Origin of the sequence: Neobacillus dielmonensis (assembly GCF_000612665.1) — a bacterium.
Lineage (GTDB): Bacteria > Bacillota > Bacilli > Bacillales > Cytobacillaceae > Neobacillus > Neobacillus dielmonensis.
In genome coordinates, this window is the sequence record NZ_HG942073.1 from 34,517 (window position 1) to 53,506 (window position 18,990).

The 18,990-nt window shown below is 37.2% G+C and carries 15 protein-coding genes, 1 pseudogene and 1 riboswitch; of the genes and pseudogenes, 4 read left to right on the top strand and 12 right to left on the bottom strand.

Features of this window, described 5'->3' with window-relative positions:
* Nucleotides 1-6: 6 nt before the first annotated feature.
* On the top strand, nt 7-1,548 hold the full coding sequence (locus BN2425_RS14990) for a response regulator transcription factor (protein ID WP_052352889.1): 1,542 nt from the start codon (nt 7-9) through the stop codon (nt 1,546-1,548).
* 333 nt (nt 1,549-1,881) lie between these two features.
* A complete protein-coding gene (locus BN2425_RS14995) occupies nt 1,882-2,940 on the top strand; it encodes a lactonase family protein (protein ID WP_042461024.1) in 1,059 nt (352 codons plus the stop codon).
* A 60-nt stretch (nt 2,941-3,000) separates the two neighbouring features.
* Here the strand turns inward: BN2425_RS14995 and BN2425_RS15000 are convergent, their stop codons facing one another.
* The 12 genes from BN2425_RS15000 to BN2425_RS15055 all read right to left on the bottom strand — a co-directional run bounded on the left by BN2425_RS15000 (nt 3,001) and on the right by BN2425_RS15055 (nt 16,767).
* Nucleotides 3,001-4,386, bottom strand: coding sequence for a DUF4832 domain-containing protein (locus BN2425_RS15000; protein WP_042461027.1), 1,386 nt, complete (start codon nt 4,384-4,386; stop codon nt 3,001-3,003).
* A gap of 17 nt (nt 4,387-4,403) precedes the next feature.
* On the bottom strand, nt 4,404-5,027 hold the full coding sequence (locus BN2425_RS15005) for a DUF4956 domain-containing protein (RefSeq protein WP_406603195.1): 624 nt from the start codon (nt 5,025-5,027) through the stop codon (nt 4,404-4,406).
* Nucleotides 5,028-5,102: 75 nt separating this feature from the next.
* Nucleotides 5,103-5,813 carry a polyphosphate polymerase domain-containing protein gene (locus BN2425_RS15010; RefSeq protein ID WP_042461033.1) on the bottom strand — a complete coding sequence of 237 codons (711 nt, stop codon included), beginning with the start codon at nt 5,811-5,813 and terminating at the stop codon, nt 5,103-5,105.
* A 12-nt stretch (nt 5,814-5,825) separates the two neighbouring features.
* On the bottom strand, nt 5,826-7,169 hold the full coding sequence (locus tag BN2425_RS15015) for a CotH kinase family protein (RefSeq protein ID WP_042461036.1): 1,344 nt from the start codon (nt 7,167-7,169) through the stop codon (nt 5,826-5,828).
* A gap of 11 nt (nt 7,170-7,180) precedes the next feature.
* The gene (locus BN2425_RS15020) at nt 7,181-8,911 is read right to left on the bottom strand and encodes a CotH kinase family protein (protein ID WP_042461039.1); all 1,731 of its coding nucleotides are present in this window, start codon (nt 8,909-8,911) and stop codon (nt 7,181-7,183) included.
* On the bottom strand, nt 8,895-10,349 hold the full coding sequence (pelG, locus tag BN2425_RS15025; RefSeq protein ID WP_042461042.1) for an exopolysaccharide Pel transporter PelG: 1,455 nt from the start codon (nt 10,347-10,349) through the stop codon (nt 8,895-8,897). The genes BN2425_RS15020 and pelG overlap by 17 nt, the downstream gene beginning before the upstream one ends.
* Entirely contained in the window at nt 10,325-11,764 is a 1,440-nt protein-coding gene (gene pelF, locus BN2425_RS15030; RefSeq protein ID WP_042461045.1) for a GT4 family glycosyltransferase PelF, read from the bottom strand. Before pelF ends, pelG begins: the two co-directional genes overlap by 25 nt.
* Entirely contained in the window at nt 11,764-13,596 is a 1,833-nt protein-coding gene (locus tag BN2425_RS15035) for a DUF2194 domain-containing protein (protein WP_052352891.1), read from the bottom strand. Before BN2425_RS15035 ends, pelF begins: the two co-directional genes overlap by 1 nt.
* 10 nt (nt 13,597-13,606) lie before the next feature.
* The gene (locus tag BN2425_RS15040) at nt 13,607-14,494 is read right to left on the bottom strand and encodes a hypothetical protein (protein ID WP_042461048.1); all 888 of its coding nucleotides are present in this window, start codon (nt 14,492-14,494) and stop codon (nt 13,607-13,609) included.
* Nucleotides 14,487-15,377, bottom strand: coding sequence for a GAF domain-containing protein (locus BN2425_RS15045; protein WP_154663517.1), 891 nt, complete (start codon nt 15,375-15,377; stop codon nt 14,487-14,489). The genes BN2425_RS15040 and BN2425_RS15045 overlap by 8 nt, the downstream gene beginning before the upstream one ends.
* 68 nt (nt 15,378-15,445) lie before the next feature.
* Nucleotides 15,446-16,390: an NAD-dependent epimerase/dehydratase family protein gene (locus tag BN2425_RS15050; protein WP_042461053.1), complete on the bottom strand. Its 945-nt coding sequence runs from the start codon at nt 16,388-16,390 to the stop codon at nt 15,446-15,448.
* A gap of 35 nt (nt 16,391-16,425) precedes the next feature.
* Nucleotides 16,426-16,767: a helix-turn-helix domain-containing protein gene (locus BN2425_RS15055; protein ID WP_042461055.1), complete on the bottom strand. Its 342-nt coding sequence runs from the start codon at nt 16,765-16,767 to the stop codon at nt 16,426-16,428.
* Nucleotides 16,768-17,343: 576 nt separating this feature from the next.
* Nucleotides 17,344-17,459, top strand: a riboswitch (SAM riboswitch).
* A 148-nt stretch (nt 17,460-17,607) separates the two neighbouring features.
* Here BN2425_RS15055 and BN2425_RS15060 point away from each other — a divergent pair.
* Together BN2425_RS15060 and BN2425_RS15065 are read left to right on the top strand one after the other, a co-directional pair.
* On the top strand, nt 17,608-18,726 hold the full coding sequence (locus BN2425_RS15060; RefSeq protein ID WP_042461058.1) for a methionine biosynthesis PLP-dependent protein: 1,119 nt from the start codon (nt 17,608-17,610) through the stop codon (nt 18,724-18,726).
* Nucleotides 18,711-18,983 (top strand): annotated as a pseudogene (locus BN2425_RS15065) (PLP-dependent transferase); the annotation flags it as partial. The gene BN2425_RS15060 and the pseudogene BN2425_RS15065, both read left to right, overlap by 16 nt.
* Between the last annotated feature and the right edge of the window lie 7 nt (nt 18,984-18,990).

An 18,990-nucleotide genomic window follows, 5' to 3' on the forward strand; every position in this document is an offset into this window, starting at 1 on the left:
GCAGGTTTGGTTGTTTCAATTAAAGATCAAATGAATCAGCTATTCCGGCTGGCTGGTTTAGAAATTTACAAGCATCAAAAAGAGATTAAACAGGAATGGGAGAACATGATTAAGGGACTAAACCAGCGTAAAGCCTTGATTGACGTTAGCCCTGAGGAACAATTGGTTCTGCTTCACTTGAATCAGTTATTTTGGAACATGATTCCCAAATTTAATACTGGGGATTTAAATACCATCCTTCAACAGCTCCGATCTGATTGGGAAAATCTGAACAGTAAGCTTCAACCTCATAAATTGATGCTGCTTTTCACTTTGTTAGAACAAATCACCCAAAAAATAATCAAAACCAATGATAAAGCTGACATCCACCTTCATCAGTCCATTCAGCATTTCTTTTCTCTGGTCCTACAAAACTTGCTCGTTGAAAACAAAAGTAAATATCTGACGTTTGAAGACTTTTTCAGTAAAATGGGTGATACGAAGGACGGTCCGCTTCTTTGGTTTGCCAAATTACTGATAACGGACAAAGGAGCTTCTATTAATCATTTCAAAGCAAATACAAGTCTGGAGATTGATGAAACATATGAAAAAATCGTCTCTTCACTGCAGGGACCATCCATCGACCTTTTGTCCGAGGCCATTATGCGGTTAATCTCCGATACATTACCAGAAGATGAACTAGAGGTCGCTACGGTCGTTTCTCCTACAGAATGCTACCTATATTGCCTGACTAAATCAGATGGAGAAAAATTTAAACCAGTGATTAACCTGCTTCTCCATATGTTCAAAGAGAATGAAAAATTATCAGAAGTCCTTGAAATTAAGAATGATTGGAAAGACTCCTTGATTTTATTTGATGAATGGATTATGCTGGCCCGTAATTTTAAAGAGGCAATCGAAAGTGTTGTAGGCGGATTCACTAAATATCTTCCCTTTGAGCGTGCGGCTTTGTTTTATTATACAAAAACCGAAACCGGGGAAGACATTGGTATGGGCGTAATGGGGCATAAAATTGCAACGAAGGAAATTCGAAACATCCGAGAAAACCTTGTGAACTTACCGCAAATAACGAAAACCATGTTAAATATCCAACCACTCTATTTACCAAAAGCAAAGGTGGTCCTGCCAAGCAGGTTTGTCCAGCAATTCCGATTAGAATCATTGGTCATTATCCCAATTTATAGTGCATTTAACCAACAAATTCTCGGTGCTGTCTTTTTAGACCAGGGAGAAGGTGAAATGTTTTCTATCTCTAATGCTATGCTGTCTGTTATCACGAAGTTTGGACAGCATGCCGGCGAAATCTTGGCAAAGTATACCCCAGAGAAAGATTATATTTGGCCCATCTCCAATAAAACGCTTCTTTCAAATCGAGAAATTGAAATTCTAAAATTAATTGCTGATGGAAAAACAATTGACGAAGCAGCCGATCTGTTATTTTTAAGCAAGTATACCGTACGTGACTATATATCGATTATTAAAAAGAAGTTAAACGCCCAAAACCGGACCCAAGCGATTGCAGAAGCCATACGGCAGGGATTTATCTAAAAGGAATAAGAGTCCCAGGAATGCCCCTGGAGCGTTTTCCTTTTTTACAAATTTCCTTTTTCTTACTCTTGCTGCACATATTCCAAAATGGTTTGAAGTGTTTCTTCCATCACTGACATACGGTATATAAGCTTCGCTAATCTTTGAATTTCTTCGGAATTCCGGTATTTGTTCTGCCGGCCGCATGCTGAGGAGTTTTTGGCACTAGTATAAGGAACCTTTGCCTTCAGATTCTGGCATATTTCTCTCTCAAGACAAATCAAATGAAAAAAATACCGTTTTTGGGTTATCATAAACACGATGCATATTTTATTACAGCAAGGAGAATAAGTCATGGCTGATAACGAGAAATACATAGGGTTTATTGGAACCTACACAAAAGGAGAAAGTAAAGGAATCTATTCTTTCGCTTTAAATCCAGCGGAAAAAACTTTATCCGATATAAAGGCAGCAGCTACACTGGAGAATCCTACTTATTTGAACATCAGTAAAGACAATCGCTTCCTTTATTCTGTCGCCAAAGACGGAGATAATGGCGGAGTTGCAGCTTTTTCCATTCAACCAGGTGGTGAGCTAAAAGAATTGAACCGAGTTATGGATGCTGGGTCACCGCCATGTTATGTGAGCGTAGACAGCAACAACCATTTTGCTTTCAGTGCCAATTACCATAAAGGAACAGTTGACTCTTACCTAATTAGCCAAGAGGATGGATCTCTTGAATCCATCGTTTCCGTAATGAAACACGAAGGCCGAGGCCCCGACCCACGCCAAGAGAAAGCCCATACCCATTACGCCAATGTTACTCCGGATGAAAAATATATCGCAGTTTGTGAACTGGGAATTGATGCCCTCATTACTTACAAAGTTGGAGAAGATGGCAAACTAGAAAAAGTTAACCTTCTTCCTTTAAAAGCCGGGAGCGGTCCAAGGCATCTAGCCTTCCATCCAAACGGGCAGTTTGCTTATCTCATGACTGAATTCAGCTCCGAAGTCATTGTGTTAGATTATCATCCTGAGAATGGTCATTTTACTGAAAAGCAATATATATCCACCATTCCAGAAGACTTTACGGAAAATAATCAAGGTAGCGCCATCCATATTTCATCTGACGGCCGTTATGTTTATGCAGGCAATCGCGGACACAATAGTATTGCTGTATTTAGTGTTGATCAGACCACAGGGGAACTTACTTTTCTAGAACATACTTCTACAGAGGGAGATTGGCCAAGGGACTTTTCACTGGACCCTACGGAAAAATTTATCGTAGCCTCCAATCAGGAGTCCAATAATCTTGTCTTATATGCAAGAGATGAGTTTTCCGGCCGTCTTTCCTTAATTCAATCCGATATAAAAGTGCCGAATCCGGTTTGCATTAAATTTTTGACTGTATAGCATAAAAAAACAGAAATAAAAAAGAAAGCTGATAGGCAGCTATTAGCTTTCTTTTTTTCATTATTGGGTAATTTTGATTTTCCCGATATCGTATCTCCCATCTGACCTGATACCACTCATTTCCAATTGAATTCCAGGCTTTTGTGTCTCAGGATTAATGATGGCTGCACAAAGGTGGTAATCCCCACCATCTAGCGAGCTTGGAATCGTAATCGTTGCCTGTGCAGAATTTTTTCCTGGCAGCCACTTTCTTATGTCTATGTTTGTGTTTTCCTTATAAACAATCTTCCCCTTGACATCTGTCAAAGACAGCTCTAACGGCCAAGGAAAGTAGAATGGTGCTACACCTGAGTTTTTCCATACCATCTCTATATCTAAGGAATCACCAGTGCTGACTTTTTCTTGATGAGTTACTTTATCTAATTTAAAGTGATAACCAATTTTTGATAAAAATTGATGAAGGTTCCCGTTTAAGGGACCGCTTTTGGGATAATCAGCAGGCGAACTCGGCCCCAGCCAGCTTACATGTGTAAGCTCCAATTGGTCCATAGTGCTTGAAAATGTTGATCCTGAAAAATAATCATTCCAATTATCAGTAGGGGCAAATTCTCCGCCTGTTGGGGCATTCTCCCAATAATCAGGCATCGCGGGAAACTTTTCTTTGGTCAACCAAAATGTGTACCCCTTTGTTACCCACTTCCAAAATTCATCCACCGTATCTTCCTTTTTGCCAAACATATCATTAAAAAGCCCCAATTTGTTATTAATTGCAATTTGATGAGGTCTTCTCATTAATAGAACTTTATTATCAAAGGAGCTTAGATAATGGTTTACATATGTTTCAACAACCGGCAGTTTTGGAAATGGTATATAAATCCCGTCTTGCTGAAGTGTGTGAAATTCAGCCCAATGTCCAATACTTCCAATTTCAATAAACGCAATCTCAGGGTCGGCATTGTATCGTTCTGCTAATTTCTCTATTAACTTTTTGTGGTAAGCAATTAGTTTCTTATTTGAATAATTTGGGCTAAAGCCCTTTCCCCATTGATGGTCATACCAAGTGCCGTCCTGATTGATTTCCTTATAGAGCCAATCCGGAATGTCCTTGTGTTTTTCATCCCCAGGGGTATCCATTACTACACGAAAGATCAGTTTGACATTATGCTTTCTCCAGTAATCTAACTTGTATTTTTTCTCAATCCCCTCAAAATCATAGTGCCCTTTTTCGGGTTCTAAGTCTCGCCAAGTGAAATTCGCGTAAACTAATGTATGAGGCTGACTGTATGGACCACCGTCTGCAGGCGGAGCAAATCCCATGTAAGGATTGACGACAGCACTTATATCCGTGTTTTCAGGCTTGAACACAACTTCCTTTTCTCTCCTTAGGTAGGCTGATAGAATTAAAACCACGAGTATAATCACAATGAATAGGGTTATTTTCTTCATTTTTGACTTCAAGTCCTTTATGCGGCGTAATCACCGTTATAATTAATTAAAGAGACATCCTTTACCCCTTCGACAGAAGACAACTGATGAACGAAAGCAGTATTGTCGCCTTTTATTTTTAATTCCACTGTCAATTCTGTAATATCATTTCTGACAATCTTTGATTTCAGACTATGTTTAATTTTAGCCAATTGATATTTTATCGAGTCCGTTGCTGCCTCATCATGATGGATAACTAGCAAATAAATAGAATCCTTACCTCTTTTTCTTGTCATTATGAACATAACAAGTCCAATAAGAATAGAACCTATGATTGCCAAAGAATAGACACCTGCTCCTGTAGTAATTCCTCCCGAAATCGCCCAAAACATAAAAATAACATCGAGCGGATCCTTAATAGCGGTTCGAAACCGGACAATACTCAAAGCTCCAACCATCCCTAGTGATAAAACTACATTGGTACTAATTGTCATAATGATGAGGGTCGTAATCATCGTCATTAAGATGAGCGTCACATTAAAATTATGGCTGTAAACAACTCCCCTAAATGTCTTTTTATAAATATAGAAAATAAACAGGCCAATGACAAAAGCGATGAGCATTCCTAGAATGATATTTTGAAGGGGTATATCTCCAAACATACCTTGTTCCAGGAAATTCTTTTTTATGACATCATTAAAATTTACTTGATTATTCATAATGGATCCCCTTTTTCTTTATATTTTGTAGTAATACATACCCTCTTCACGGCATATAACATATTTTGAGATTGCGGAACGTTGGTGACTCTCAAGCTGCAGTAATGTATGAATATGCGAGGGTAAATATTCATTATATTTGATTTCTAGAACCATGGCCTTATTGTGAATGGCGTTGACAGTTACGAGTTTGGGATTAAAGATATAAAATGAATTGACACCCGCCATTAGCCGTTTATCAAAAGTGATCCGGACATCGCCATGTTCATAAGTATAAGCTTCTCTTATGTAATCAACGATAATCCGCGGCTGCATGTGTTCACTGGTACATTTGACATAGAAATCCATTCCTAACTGAGAATTTTTTTGCTTTAAAAATTCAAAATCAGACATCATAATTTTTTCATATTCTTCACGTGTAAGATTCATCGATTCTTTGCAAATATAATCCCCATACTTACTTTTTCTTTCTAACTTTATATGTCGATCACTTTCATTGTAAATACGGATGCGATACTTATCCCGACGATGAATCCCCCACAACTTTTCATATATGGCGTTATCATAGACATCATCAAAATAAAGGCTTCGGATGTGATAGCCATCCTCATTCACGGAATTCTTATCCGGCTTTACTACATAACGTAATCTGGAACGCAGCTCTTCAAATATGTTGTAGGAAATATAATATTTCAATTCGTGTCTCAGCTTTTTATTGCCATATTTCATAATAATCTTCCTTTATTGGAGAGTATCAAACAGTTCGGTTAGATATTTTTTCAAGTACTGGGGCCTTTTTTGAGCAAAGTTTTGCAACTCTTGAACATTTGCACGCCAATCGTCCAAGTTTCCTTCCCACTTTTCCAAATGATTTGGCATCTCAGGTTCCAACTGCTGCCTTATTTTATTGATAGTTCCAATTACTCGTTCAGGCTGGAAGGTTTGTGTTAAATGATAATCAGCACGATCACTTAATTCCTTCCGAAACTGCTCATTTTTTATTAATTCACGAAACAGGAAGGAGATATATAAGGAATCGTCCCCTTTTCCTTTATAGTTATATAGTCTTTCGACTGTATTTTCCTGATAATTTTCAAAGCTTAAGTCACTGTCATAAATAATCCAACGCCACCTATCATACTCATCCTCGGCCTTCCAATAGCGGATATTATGACTCGGCCAATCATTATTGGCAATGTAAAGCTCTGTAATGACATAATCCATAAAATTTTCAATATCGATCTGGTTTTTCACATAGTTGAAATGGTCTTGGTCCTTTAGGTCATGGTTTTTAATATAATCAATCAATTGCAGATAATCTTTATTACTGCCTTCTTTTTCAACTGCATCTGCTTCAAGTAAGTCGATATCTTTTTTCTTTACCCCATGATTGTCGGCAAGAAAGGCATCATTGATTTTTTCACGTAAATCATATATGCCCCAGTATTCCTCATTTAAATAGACAACAACAGGGCGATATGCCTGAAAATCTATTTCTGTATCTTTTACGAGGGTCGAGACCAAGCCATCCACCATATGAGTCCTCGCAAAATCCTGACCGCCATTTCGCAGCACAAATGATTCATAGTCATGAAGTTCTTTTTCAGGAAATAACGGATAATCAAAGCTTTTCTTCCCATCTTCCTTTTTTGCAAATAGGGCAAAGGATTTTTGGGGGAGGGTTCTGGTCTCCCCCCCAAAAATCTCCAATTCAGCTGATGCCTTAAAAAGGTCTTTTCCTGGTTCCTTGATTTCTATTTCCACAGGAATGCGTTTTTCCTGCCAATAATTAGCGCCCTTATAAGGGTATTGAGTGGAAGCATGGTCTCCTAAAATGTAGATCCCTTTTTCTTTTGACCAGAGGTTATCAGGATTAGTCTTTATTGAAAATACAGGGAAATTGGACTCTTCAAAGTCTTTGCTCGCAGTTGTCTTATCAATGACTTCCGGCCTTTTTTCTACAGGCTCGACAGGAATTTCCTTAGGACTATGTTGGGAATTCCACACATACAAGCAGGCTATTATTAGTATTAAAATTGAACCAGCTACAAATAACGGTATCTCAATTCTCTTTAATAGTTTCATAGTTTACCTGCCTATTTGATAAAGAAGTCTCTTACACCGTTGTACCAGACATTATCGTCTCCTTCTAATCGGTCGAAGGCAATTTGCGTGTTCCCTTTTGAGTCCTTAATAATAACTCTCCAATAATTCTTCCCTTGTTTCAATTCTTCACGGGAAATCTTCATTGAAGTACTTGAAAGATCCTTTTGTTCAATATAAACAGAGCTAAAATCGATAGTTTGACTGACCTGGAAATCATAGGTTAAGTCATCGCTCTGAAAGTCATAGGATGGGTCCCATGTAAATTCGTACGATCCTTCCTTTTCAACAATTTCTCCTAAATAGATAGGCATCGGTTCTTCTAAACTCTCATAGAAAATCTGTTTGTTCTGCTCAGGTATGTTTACTAGGTTTTGATAGCTCTTCTCGAAATTGTCTATCTTGAATGGAACTCCTTCTAAGTCAGGTGACTTATTAATATACGAGCTGGCAATTGGATAATACTTATCCAAGTATTCTTTGATCTTTTGTTTATTGAGGGTTTTTGAAACTTCCTCAACTTTTTGTGTTAATTCTTTAATATTGTCAGGATCTTTAAAGAACCGTTGATGCAGAACACTGCTCCAGTAATTACTAATGCCCAGCTGCCATTTAGCGGTATACCCTTTGTGTTTCTCGTTTTCTTCGGCTTGCTGTCCCCAAGCTGCATCATAATCCCAAGGCAAGAAGTAAAACTTTTGGGAGTTCAACGGATTGTACAAGAAAAAGTTCTGGGCGTCGGTATCAATATTTCCCATAAGTAAATTAACTGCCAGCCAGGTTAGATAATTTTCCCGGTTAAAGTATTTGTCAATTACATCATTAATGCTTATCTTGTAGTTATTAACGTCGTCTAGCATTTTTAATAGATTTTCGTGATCTTCACTTCCCTTAATTTGCAGGATACTTTCAAATTCATCCTTGTTGTAATCTGGATCGCTTGCCAATTTTAACTTTTCAGGATAACGCAGGAATTCAAATAAATTCGCCTTATAAAGGTTTCCGTTAGGATCCAACCCATGGGAATAAAGGAATCGTTTATTAGGCTGTTCAATTTGAGTAAATAACCCGTAATCAACAAATTGCTGGTCAGGAGTTGGAGCTGTTAAATCCTTAACGTGCAATTGAACAAACTGCGTTCTTAAGCTTGTGAAATTAGGTATATCTCGAAATAGATCAAAGCTTAATTTTTGACGTACCCGTGTAAGGTCATACTGGTGTTTATTCAAGTTGATAATTGTTTGCCCATGCCATAAACCCGCACTTTCCGCCAACTTTAACTTATATGACTTTTGTGAAACAAATCGGCTAGAGTTGCCACGGATTTCAATGCTTGAATTTGGTGAATTGGTTCCGAATCCCCAATCACCCTCCCGAGGACCATTTGGCCCGCCTTCCTGTACAATAGCATCCAGTTTCGGGGGGTCCCCGGTATTTCCATTGTCATACCAATGGTTGATGGAATAAAAACTCTCCAGACTTTCTTTATTAAGAACAGTTACATATAAGTGTATAACGCTGTCTTCTTTATCATTGTCATACACCCTTTTATCCTCTAGTAATTGATCCCCTTTTGGTTCTGCATTCACCTGCTTCGTTTGTTCCTTTTGTGTGCTGGCAGAGTCAACTTTTTCGAAAACATTGAGCGAAGCAGAGCAGCCAGTAATCATGATAATTAGAGTAAGGGCTAGGGCGAGAAGACCAGCTTTATTCTTTAGTTTCATAACTTCCTCCAACACCGTTTAATAAGTTTAATTTTTGTACGACTTTGGTGATAAATAGTTTTTCCTGCTTAACCATGATTGGGAGTGAACAGAAGGTATAGTAATTAAAGTTTTTACTGTAATAGGAAATACGCTTTAATGCCAATACTAAGCCAATGAATCCGGCAAGAAAACAAGATAACCCATAGGTTTCGATTTTTGAAGTGATGATAGTTAATAAAATATTTGCCAAGCAATAACTAGTAATCACAAATGCTGCACCTTTACGGTCATCAAAATACAATAATATTTGAATAATAATGAACATCATGATAAAGAAGTAATTCCCCACTGTAATAATATTAAAAATGTCAACTTGGTCAGTAGATAAAGGGAGCAACTTAGTGCCAATAGCAATGGAACAAATTGTAAAGAACAACTGAAACTCCATAATCCAAGCAAACTCACGAGAAAGGATGCTGAACATTTTTGCTTGCGCATCTTTTATATCATTTAAAGACGATTGACCTAAAATTAAAGAATAGTAATTTTTATATTCATCATAAAAAGAGGTTTCTACTGCTACAACAAACATCACTATTGCTGGAAGTATGGTTAAGTAGGCATAAAAGACAGGGGTATCGTATATGGGTGCCATTACAAAGGTACTGCTTATAATTGTCTTTAAGTCTCCCCCCCAGACAATAAAACTATGACCGTACAGACCTAGTGAATAAAACAAGCCTACCAAAAATAGTGAAGGATACTTTTCCAAATATGTGAGAAAGTCAAAATAACGCAGGTTATTTTTAGGAAAATGTTCTTTAATACTTTTAAAAAAGTACATAACAATCACAAAAAAACCAATATCCAAACAAATAAATATTCCCGTTGAACTGTTGATACCCAACCAAGTAAACCCCAATAAAATGAGTAAAGAAGATATCGCTGCCCCAACTGAAAATCCAACAATAATCTGGAGGTACTTTTTTATTGCGGAAATATATATTGAGAGAAGCCAAATAATAATCAATTCAATATAAAATACATAAGAGAAAATCTTAAAAAATATCGGCAAAGGAGAAAATGAATAAAAAATGATCCCTGCAGCACCACCCAGCATAAGATTAATGGCTAGAATACCATATAAAGAAGATAAGATATTGTCCTGTTGCTCCTGGTAGATTTGATCAGCCAAATAGCGGGATAATAACATGGTGAATCCCCCCGTAAGGAGCTGTGAAAACACAAAGCTGTATAGTGTCCCACCAAGAAACATTTCTTTTTCGTAATATGGTGTATCCATTAACTCAAGCACGTATTCTGATAAGGTCATTAATGTAATACATAGGACCATTGGACCGGCAATGACAATGGATGAAAAGGTAAAAGCTCTTATTTTGCCTAAAAAGCTATTATCCTTAAATAAATGCTTTAACTGGAAACCAATTCCTGCCATTGTAAAGACCTCATGCTTTCGTAGATTTGTTTATATTGTTGGATAAACTTTTCTCTTGTATAAATTTGTTTTACTCGTTCCAAGCCATTTGCTCCCATTTCATAACAAAGGTTTGGGTTTTCGGCTAATCGAATAATCGCTTCTGCCATTTCCACATAATGCATAACAGGGACGATGATCCCAGCTGATCCAATCCCATCATTGACACCGTAGAGTAGTTCCTTACAGCTGCCTACGTCCGTACTAACAAATGGTTTCCCACAGGCCATCCCTTCTAACAAAGCCAATGGCTGGCCTTCACTTATACTTGAAAGAACTAAAATATCCATTCGTCCAATATATTCTTTAATATTTACCGATCCGGTAAAATAGATATCTTCCGCTCCAAGTGATTCTAGTAATTGTAAGCATTCCTCATAATACTCTGGGTCTTCCTCATATGGACCAAATATATAAAATCTTGCCTGCGAAACTGTCTTTTTTACAATGGAGAAACTTTGAATCATTGTCTTGATATCCTTGATTGGCACTACCCTGACAACAGCACCAACATTGACATAGGCGGCTTCTTCTGCCCCTTTTTGCGGCAAGTTACTGAAATCTTCCGGATTGACTCCATTAGGGATGATGGTTATTTTGTCTTCGCGGCAGCCTATTTCGGCCTGTATTTCTTTATTTTTATTAAATAAGCTGATCACTTGGTTCGTGTTGGAATAGGCACAATGGGATAAGCTATAGAAATATTGAATCCACAAATCCTTAAAATACCCTTTGATCCAATCGGATTTAATAATTTCTTCTTCTCTTTCTCTTGTATAAATGCCATGCTCAGTTAATAGATACGGTCTTTTATATAGATACTTTCCATAAGCCGCCACCATACCTGCATAACCAGTCGAAACACTATGGTATAGATCGGCTTCCGGAACAGGGTTTTTTAAAAGCCAAAATAACGGAAGCAGCATAGAGCGGACTGACCAAAATAACTCCGTAAATGGAATTTGCGAGTATCTCTCTAAACAAAGTTCATGGATAATATCAAAGAGGTCCCGACTCATAATAAAATTAGATATGGAACTCATTTTCCGGCTCCGAAAAAGGGAGAATAACAAATTCCAATCAGTCTGGTCTCTATTTAGTAACGATTTAATTACCCTTTTTTGGTCTTCATCCAAGCGAAACTCTTTGCCTGGTTCCCCAATTTCTGATATATAGGAATCCAAGAAAACTTCTCTTACTTCTATTAAGTTATCAGGTAATTTGTATTTAAATTTGCCACGCATTTTTTCTTGGGCTCCAATTGCAAAAATTATAAACTCATGCTCAGGCATATTGGTAATTAGCGTTTGTATCCAACTCGATACACCACCAGTTACGTAGGGATACGAGCCTTCAGCAACAATACAAATCCTCATTACTTACCCTCCAGTTGAATGACTAGCTTGTTATCTTTTGCATGTACCAGATATCGATCATCACTGACCTTCTCTACTTCACAATTCTTACTGCTTAGTATGGATTTTTCCGTTCGGAGCAGAAAATCCAGGCTTCCGGAAAAATTATTAATATTTACAGTTAATTTACTATCTTTCTCAGTAATAAATATTTCTGACTGTGAATAATTTTTTAGTTTTTCTGCGCTTTCAGAAGCGGTCGTGCTTTTCATCCATGGATATTTCTTCTTCACATCATGCATCATTTGTCCAAATTGCTCTGAAAGTACGCTCCAACTGTCGCCTTTATTTCGGTCTTTATCCAGCACATCGTCCGGATGAATAAAATGAGAAAATGATCCAAACATAGTTGCTGAAGCTGCGGTCATCCATTTATTGTTGTCCGAATAATGGTAATCGGAAGTTAACCGTGGAAGCTCAATAAACTCATCTCCAATTTCATATTCTTGCACATAGGAGACCTGCTCCTCATCTTGAATGTATAAAGAAGCTAAAATATCAATAGATGGAATTGCTTCTTTGATGGCCTGTTTCCCTTCTTCACTTAAAATATTAGATGGTGGTACGTAAGTATGCAGGGTATAATTAGGAAAAATGCTATCAAAGTAGTCCTTAGCTTCTTTGAGTGAGTCTGCCATATCTTTTTCACTTTTCCATGCTTTGTATTCTAATGACTCAACTTGATCTTGGTCTGTTGTCAAGGATTGATGGTTATATCCATGTACTCCTATTTCGCCCCCCAGTTTGATCAAATCCCGCCCAAAGGTTTTTAATGTTTCTATTCCAATCCTGTCCTCAAATGGACCGGTAGTTTTGTTATTATAAGTTTCGATTAGCACTCCTGTATATTTCACATCTTCTTTAGTTCCGATTTGTTCAATATCCGGCCACCATATATCACGGAAAAATGTTGAAATATTGCGTCTATACTGTTTATAAATATCTTCATTATAGCCTTCCGGAAAAGGTGCCGGAAAATCATCAATATAGACCACCTTAGAATTCATTATCGGGTATATAAAATCACCATTTAAATAACTTAATGCCCCAACAATAAATCCGCGGTTCAGTTTATCACCGAGCATCGTACCATTAAACACCATAAAGGTCCCTTTACCATAGGCTGTACTCCATAGCAACGGTACATTTTTGAGGGAAGAAGCCAACACTTTACTGGAAGAATTGATTTGAACAGGTAAAGTGCTGTTAACAAGAAAATTATCCTTAACCTTCAAGTTATTTCCCTTTAACAGAATATCAGAAACAAGCTTTATTCCTTCAATGGTCTCATATTCATTACCTAATTCGTAAATACCCAGTTTACGATAAATAGTAAAAAAACCATCCGTTAGTTCTGGCCGGACTTCGAAGAAGACCTCCCCGCCTTGATATACATAATTCGTTATGAAATTAATATCATTGACTTTTTCTAAAGATGAAAAGGCAATGATAATATTTTTATATTTTGACAGATCCTCAGGCAGATCCGACACCTGGACTACCTCTAAGTTCTTTTTTATATACTCAAATGTTTTTTCATTATTATTTTTTAATGCCACACTATCCGAATCTTCCGGGTCATAAACTAAAAGATACTCATCACTGTTAAACTGCTCCGCTTCTTTTGCCGAAAGAGCAGAAGTAGGTTTTGTTGTATGATCGTTTAAATTTCCATTGCCAGTATTCAATTGTAAAACATAATTAGAACGGGCCAATTGAATTACAATTCCAAAAAGAAATAAAAAGACGATGATTATAATGATGTTCTTACTGATTTTAAATTCATATCCCACTTTTTTCCTCCTACAACCAGAAGCGTATGAGACTCAATCCCTGAGCGGATAACTTTACAGGTTGTTTTTTTAAAGTTGTAAGAATGTCTTGTAATTTCTGTGAGTTCGAAAGTTTATATTGCAATTTCATGGCAGTAATATAAGCCATTTCATCATTTGGATATTCGGCTAAAAATTTTTCGCAGAAGTAAGCAGCCTTATCGTATGCCCTCAGATTTAGGTCACAATCGATTTTATCGATATAATGTTGTTTTTGGCTTTGTTCACTTAAGAGGATTCTTTCTAAGACGGAAGACTGAAGGGACTGGTATTGCTTATAGGTCCCTTCATCTAAAAAACCGCTATTTATATACGTTTTAATCACTTCCGCATACGATATGAGGACTTCAGGATCATTCGGCCTTTCCTCTAATACAGATGCTAATTCTTGAATAGAATTCATCAGCTTCCGCTTCATTTCCATAATCGCGGTAGCTGCATAGTGTGATGTTTCGGAATCATCACATTTTAGGGCTTTTTCGAGTACGATCGGGTTACCAATTGAGTTTTCCTTTAAACTATGAATCATCAACTTCCTTTTAATACTATTATCATTTAGCAGCAGTGCTTCTTGGATGGGTACGAAATTGATTTCACTCTCAACGTCAATGGTTTTATACAGGCTGATCTCGCCTTCAATGACTGTTATGGGTTCATCATTACCATCATGTGTGGATCGTGGTTGAGAATTATCGGACTTGATGGGTTTAAACAAATAAACCACAAGTAAGAATCCCAAAAACGGAAAAAAAGTGATTAATAAAGATTTTATTAAAATATTTTCCTTTTTCCGCCTGATACCAACAACCGCGTATCCAATACATACTAAAAAGTAGAATAGAACAAGAATTTTAAACATAGGCTTCTTCCTTATTATCAAAAAGTTTATTCTTTCTACTATTATCAGAAGTTAATAATTGTTCATGTTCAAATGCACGGGTGAGAGCTGAAGAGATCAGGTTTGCTGTGACAAACAATAAATTTTGGTAGGATAATGTCAAGTATTCAAATTCGGGATTATATAGACCTACTACTCCAATCACCTGGCCCTTAATCGAAATGGGTGCCACCAGCGTTGGCAGATTCGGATCTAAATCCTTATTGATCTTTACTGTATTTTTTTCAATCGCTTCAAGCAAAGTGTTTTGTTTCCTAATTTCCAATGAAGCAGGTACCACCAATGCAGTGGATTTCTCTACTAATCCCAAAGTCTTCTCGGAATAATCCAGCAGATATAAGGCAGCTCCACTTGTTTTCATAATTTTTTCCAAAATGGTAATAGAAGAAGAGTAAATGACGGAACGGTCTAAGCTGTTTAAATCCTTCATTACTTCGTAAACAGTTGCAATGCTGTTATTTGTATATAAAACTTGATCCTGTAATTCATTTTTCACAAATAATGTATCCTTATATAATGATGTTAAGGTTTCAAGTTTTTCTTGAATGGATTCCATCTCAGAGCGAGAGTTTTGAACCATTTTTTCTTTTTTCTCTAAAACATATCCCATTGATAATCCAATAAAGATATATAGCCCTATGTGAACTAAGGTAGTATGGTCTATTAGCTGTGAGATGATTTCCTGACCATTGAGTATATTTTGGTAAAAGAACCACACGGAAGCTAACCCAATAGATAAAATGGATTGACTTCTTCCGAATAAAAATGAGGCAGTGACAATATAGAAGAGTCGATAATCTAGGAGGTTGAGTGAATTATCTAGTAAAGAGCTGATTACGATCATTGAAAGGAAAACTGCCAGGTTTTCAATATATGGTATCAACGGTCGGAAAACTACTCGCTTTTTTGACTTTATTTGATTCGTACTTTCCCTTTTTTTTTTTCACTATTTGCATGAAACCATTGATACGTTTTCTCTAAACCCTCTTGAAAGTTATGGAAGGGAACCCAGTCAAGGTCCTTCTTAATTTTTTTATTATCCAATCTAGAATGTTTTATATCGCCTTTTTTGGAAGGGCCATAAATTACTTCTTTTACATCTGTTAACATTTCAAGACTAGCAATAAAGTCATTGACGCTTGTTTCTGTATTCGTTGAAAGATTGTAAACCCCTGCCAAATCATATTCGACAGCGCGATAGATCGCGAATGCTACATCCTCTACATAGATAAAGTCCCTAGTTTGCCCTCCATCTCCAAATACACGTAAAGGTTCTTCTTCAAGTACGTTGTTAATAAAGATAGATATAACTCCACCTTCTCCGACTGTTCCCTGTTTTGGACCATAGACATTTGAGAATCGAAAACAAAGTGTTTCCACGCCGTACACTTCACTCCACTTTTTGCAGTAGAGCTCACCGACCCATTTATTGATACCGTATGGGGATAGCGGATCACAGGCAGAATCTTCTTTTAATGGTATTTCAGTATTATTTCCGTAAACTGCAGCAGATGAAGCAAATACAACCTTTTTCACTTTATATTTATTTGAAAGTTGAAGTATATTGGCGAGACCTAAAACATTTGATTGGGTATCGAGGTAAGGGTCCCCCATTGATGTCCCGACATTAACCTGGGCTGCCAGATGAACAACAACATCAAATCGATTAGATTCGAAGACAGCTTCACATGTAGGATCCTCAACGTTTTTTTCAAAAAATTTGTGTTTGAACTGGACGTTTTCCTTATTCCCTGTCGATAGATTATCAATTATATAAACTTCATGACCTTCCTTATAAAACCTCTCCGCTACAAAGGAACCAATAAATCCGTAACCACCTGTTACAAGCACTCTCATGCTAACACCTCTGCGTATTTTTTAGTTGTACTTTGTCACTTTTTGGATATTCCGTTTTTTATTGCCTGGTTAATCTCCCTTAAATCCTCCTCATCAATCAATCCAGCCTCAAGGGCAGTATTAATCAAGTTACTCCAGTCTTTAATAGGTTCTTTTTTGGCATAAGGTTTGGAAATTAGACTTTCTGGACTTAAAAGGTTTTTGATATCTACGTCTAAAGCCGCTGCAATCTTTGCCAACACCTCAATCGATGGATTCGCTTGGATACTTCTTTCAATATGACTTAGGTAGGATTTTGAGATCTCTGTTTTTTTAGCCAGTTGAGTCAGAGTTAGATTTCTTTCATGCCGTAATTGCTGGATTTTTGTCCCTAACATAAAATAATGAGCCTCCTATAATAAATTCCACTCCTTTCACCTAAAACATTATAACGAACATTTTGTTCCTTGTAAAGAACAATAAAGGTAAAAAAAACCCTTTAGTTTTTAACAAATACTATAATGTTTATTACTATTTTTCTAGATTATATATGGGAGATATTTACTATTACCTGGTTAAACAAATGCTTAATAATAGATTGAATACATATGGTTGATCTAAAGAAGCTTTACCATTTAGTTTAATTTCCTTTTTCTATAATTTATGGCACTTTCAATGATTTGTTTAATCTCTAAAAGCTGTTCCTTTGTTGCATCCTGTTTAATGTAACGAACTGTTTTTTTTATTGTTTTAGGAAATTCGTCCCTACATTTCATTATCACAGCTCCTTGTGAAATATAAATTATTTACAGGTATATATAGCATAGTTTTGTTCTGTATATAGAACGATTATTTATATAATACATCTGCCATTACTTACCGTCAACTACTTTTTCCATTATTGTGTTAAAGTCATTGACACCCGTGCCCTCTTGTAGTAATTTTATAATAATCTAATAAAACAAAATATTGGATTCTTATCAAGAGAGGTTGAGGGAAGGGCCCGATGACACCTCAGCAACCTTCAATGGGATTTTCATTGAAAAGGTGCTAAGTCCTGCAAATTACTCGGTAGTTTGCAAGATAAGAAGAATGACAATTGGCCGTGATTTACAAAAGTCTTCTTCTTAATAAGAAGGCTTTTTTTGTTGATTAATGCTTTAACGCCTTCTAGCGTTAAAGTTTCGGCTATTCCATCCATTAGTTAACTTATTTCAACTTACCAAGGAGTGTGCGTCATGTACAAAATTGATACCAAACTTGCCCAAATCGGCAATCGCAGTGAAACAGCAACAGGAACCGTAAATCCGCCAGTATATTTCTCAACCGCTTATCGTCATGAGGGAATTGGGCGGTCAACTGGGTTTGATTATATTCGGACCGGAAATCCAACCCGTCAACTCCTTGAAAAAACTATTGCTGACCTGGAAGGCGGCGACCAAGGATTTGCCTGTAGTTCTGGAATGGCTGCCATTCTTACCATCCTCTCGTTATTTCAATCAGGTGATGAATGGATTGTCAGCGAAGATTTATATGGGGGAACCTACCGTTTGCTAGAGCAAGGCTTTAAAAAGTGGGGGCTGACAAGTCATTACGTGAACACCTGTTACCCTGAAAAAGTAGAAGAAAAAATCAATGAAAATACGAAAGCGATTTTCCTTGAAACCCCAACCAACCCTTTAATGCAAGAGGCTGATATTGAAGCAATTTCAAAGATTGCCAAACAGCACGGTATCTTGCTAATTGTCGATAACACGTTCTACACCCCTGTTCTCCAGCAGCCAATTCAGCTTGGAGCTGATATTGTCATCCATAGTGCCACCAAATACTTGGGCGGACATAATGATGTCTTGGCGGGACTTGTAGTAGCGAAAGGTAAAGAAGTATGCGAAGCATTAGCATTCCACCATAATGGAGCTGGAGCCGTATTAAGTCCTTTTGATTCTTGGCTGTTAATGCGCGGAATGAAGACTTTATCCCTTCGAATGAAACAACATCAAACAAACGCCAGAGCCATTGCGGAATATTTAAGCAATCATGAAGCCATCACGGATGTCCTTTATCCTGGACAGGGTGGTATGCTTTCATTCCGGCTTAAGGAAGAAGCGTGGATAGATCTCTTTTTACAAAACATCAGGCTAATTACTTTTGCTGAAAGCCTTGGAGGAACAGAAAGCTTTATCACTTATCCGGCAACGCAAACCCATGCCGATATCCCGGAAGAAAAACGAATTGCCTCTGGTGTCGATAACCGCTTGTTACGGTTTTCGGTCGGCATTGAGGACGCAGAAGATCTAATCAAAGATCTTGAGCAGGCTTTAGCCAAAGTGAATGAAGGAGTTTATCGTTTGAACTGAAAAATGAAGCGGCTCTTCGTGAGTTTGTGGCCAATGTGGAACTTCCTGTATTTGCCGTCAGCTTAGGTGCAGTTGAATCGATTCTCTCCTACCCAGCTAAAATGTCCCATGCGGCTATGCCTCAGGATGAACGGGAAAAACGTGGGATTAAGAACAGCCTGCTTCGCCTTTCTGTTGGACTTGAAAATCCAGATGATATTATAAATGATTTTTCTCAAAGCTTAGAAAAACTTGCCCAGAACCAATTAGCCTTCTAACAAGGAG

Bases quoted from the DNA above. Each gene is read 5' to 3' on its own strand.
- BN2425_RS14995 (WP_042461024.1), top strand. From the start codon at position 1,882: ATGGCTGATAACGAGAAATACATAGGGTTTATTGGAACCTACACAAAA.
- BN2425_RS15000 (WP_042461027.1), bottom strand. From the start codon at position 4,386: ATGAAGAAAATAACCCTATTCATTGTGATTATACTCGTGGTTTTAATT.
- BN2425_RS15005 (WP_406603195.1), bottom strand. From the start codon at position 5,027: ATGTTTGGAGATATACCCCTTCAAAATATCATTCTAGGAATGCTCATC.
- BN2425_RS15010 (WP_042461033.1), bottom strand. From the start codon at position 5,813: ATGAAATATGGCAATAAAAAGCTGAGACACGAATTGAAATATTATATT.
- BN2425_RS15015 (WP_042461036.1), bottom strand. From the start codon at position 7,169: ATGAAACTATTAAAGAGAATTGAGATACCGTTATTTGTAGCTGGTTCA.
- BN2425_RS15020 (WP_042461039.1), bottom strand. From the start codon at position 8,911: ATGAAACTAAAGAATAAAGCTGGTCTTCTCGCCCTAGCCCTTACTCTA.
- pelG (WP_042461042.1), bottom strand. From the start codon at position 10,349: ATGGCAGGAATTGGTTTCCAGTTAAAGCATTTATTTAAGGATAATAGC.
- pelF (WP_042461045.1), bottom strand. From the start codon at position 11,764: ATGAGGATTTGTATTGTTGCTGAAGGCTCGTATCCCTACGTAACTGGT.
- BN2425_RS15040 (WP_042461048.1), bottom strand. From the start codon at position 14,494: ATGTTTAAAATTCTTGTTCTATTCTACTTTTTAGTATGTATTGGATAC.
- BN2425_RS15045 (WP_154663517.1), bottom strand. From the start codon at position 15,377: ATGATCGTAATCAGCTCTTTACTAGATAATTCACTCAACCTCCTAGAT.
- BN2425_RS15050 (WP_042461053.1), bottom strand. From the start codon at position 16,390: ATGAGAGTGCTTGTAACAGGTGGTTACGGATTTATTGGTTCCTTTGTA.
- BN2425_RS15055 (WP_042461055.1), bottom strand. From the start codon at position 16,767: ATGTTAGGGACAAAAATCCAGCAATTACGGCATGAAAGAAATCTAACT.
- BN2425_RS15060 (WP_042461058.1), top strand. From the start codon at position 17,608: ATGTACAAAATTGATACCAAACTTGCCCAAATCGGCAATCGCAGTGAA.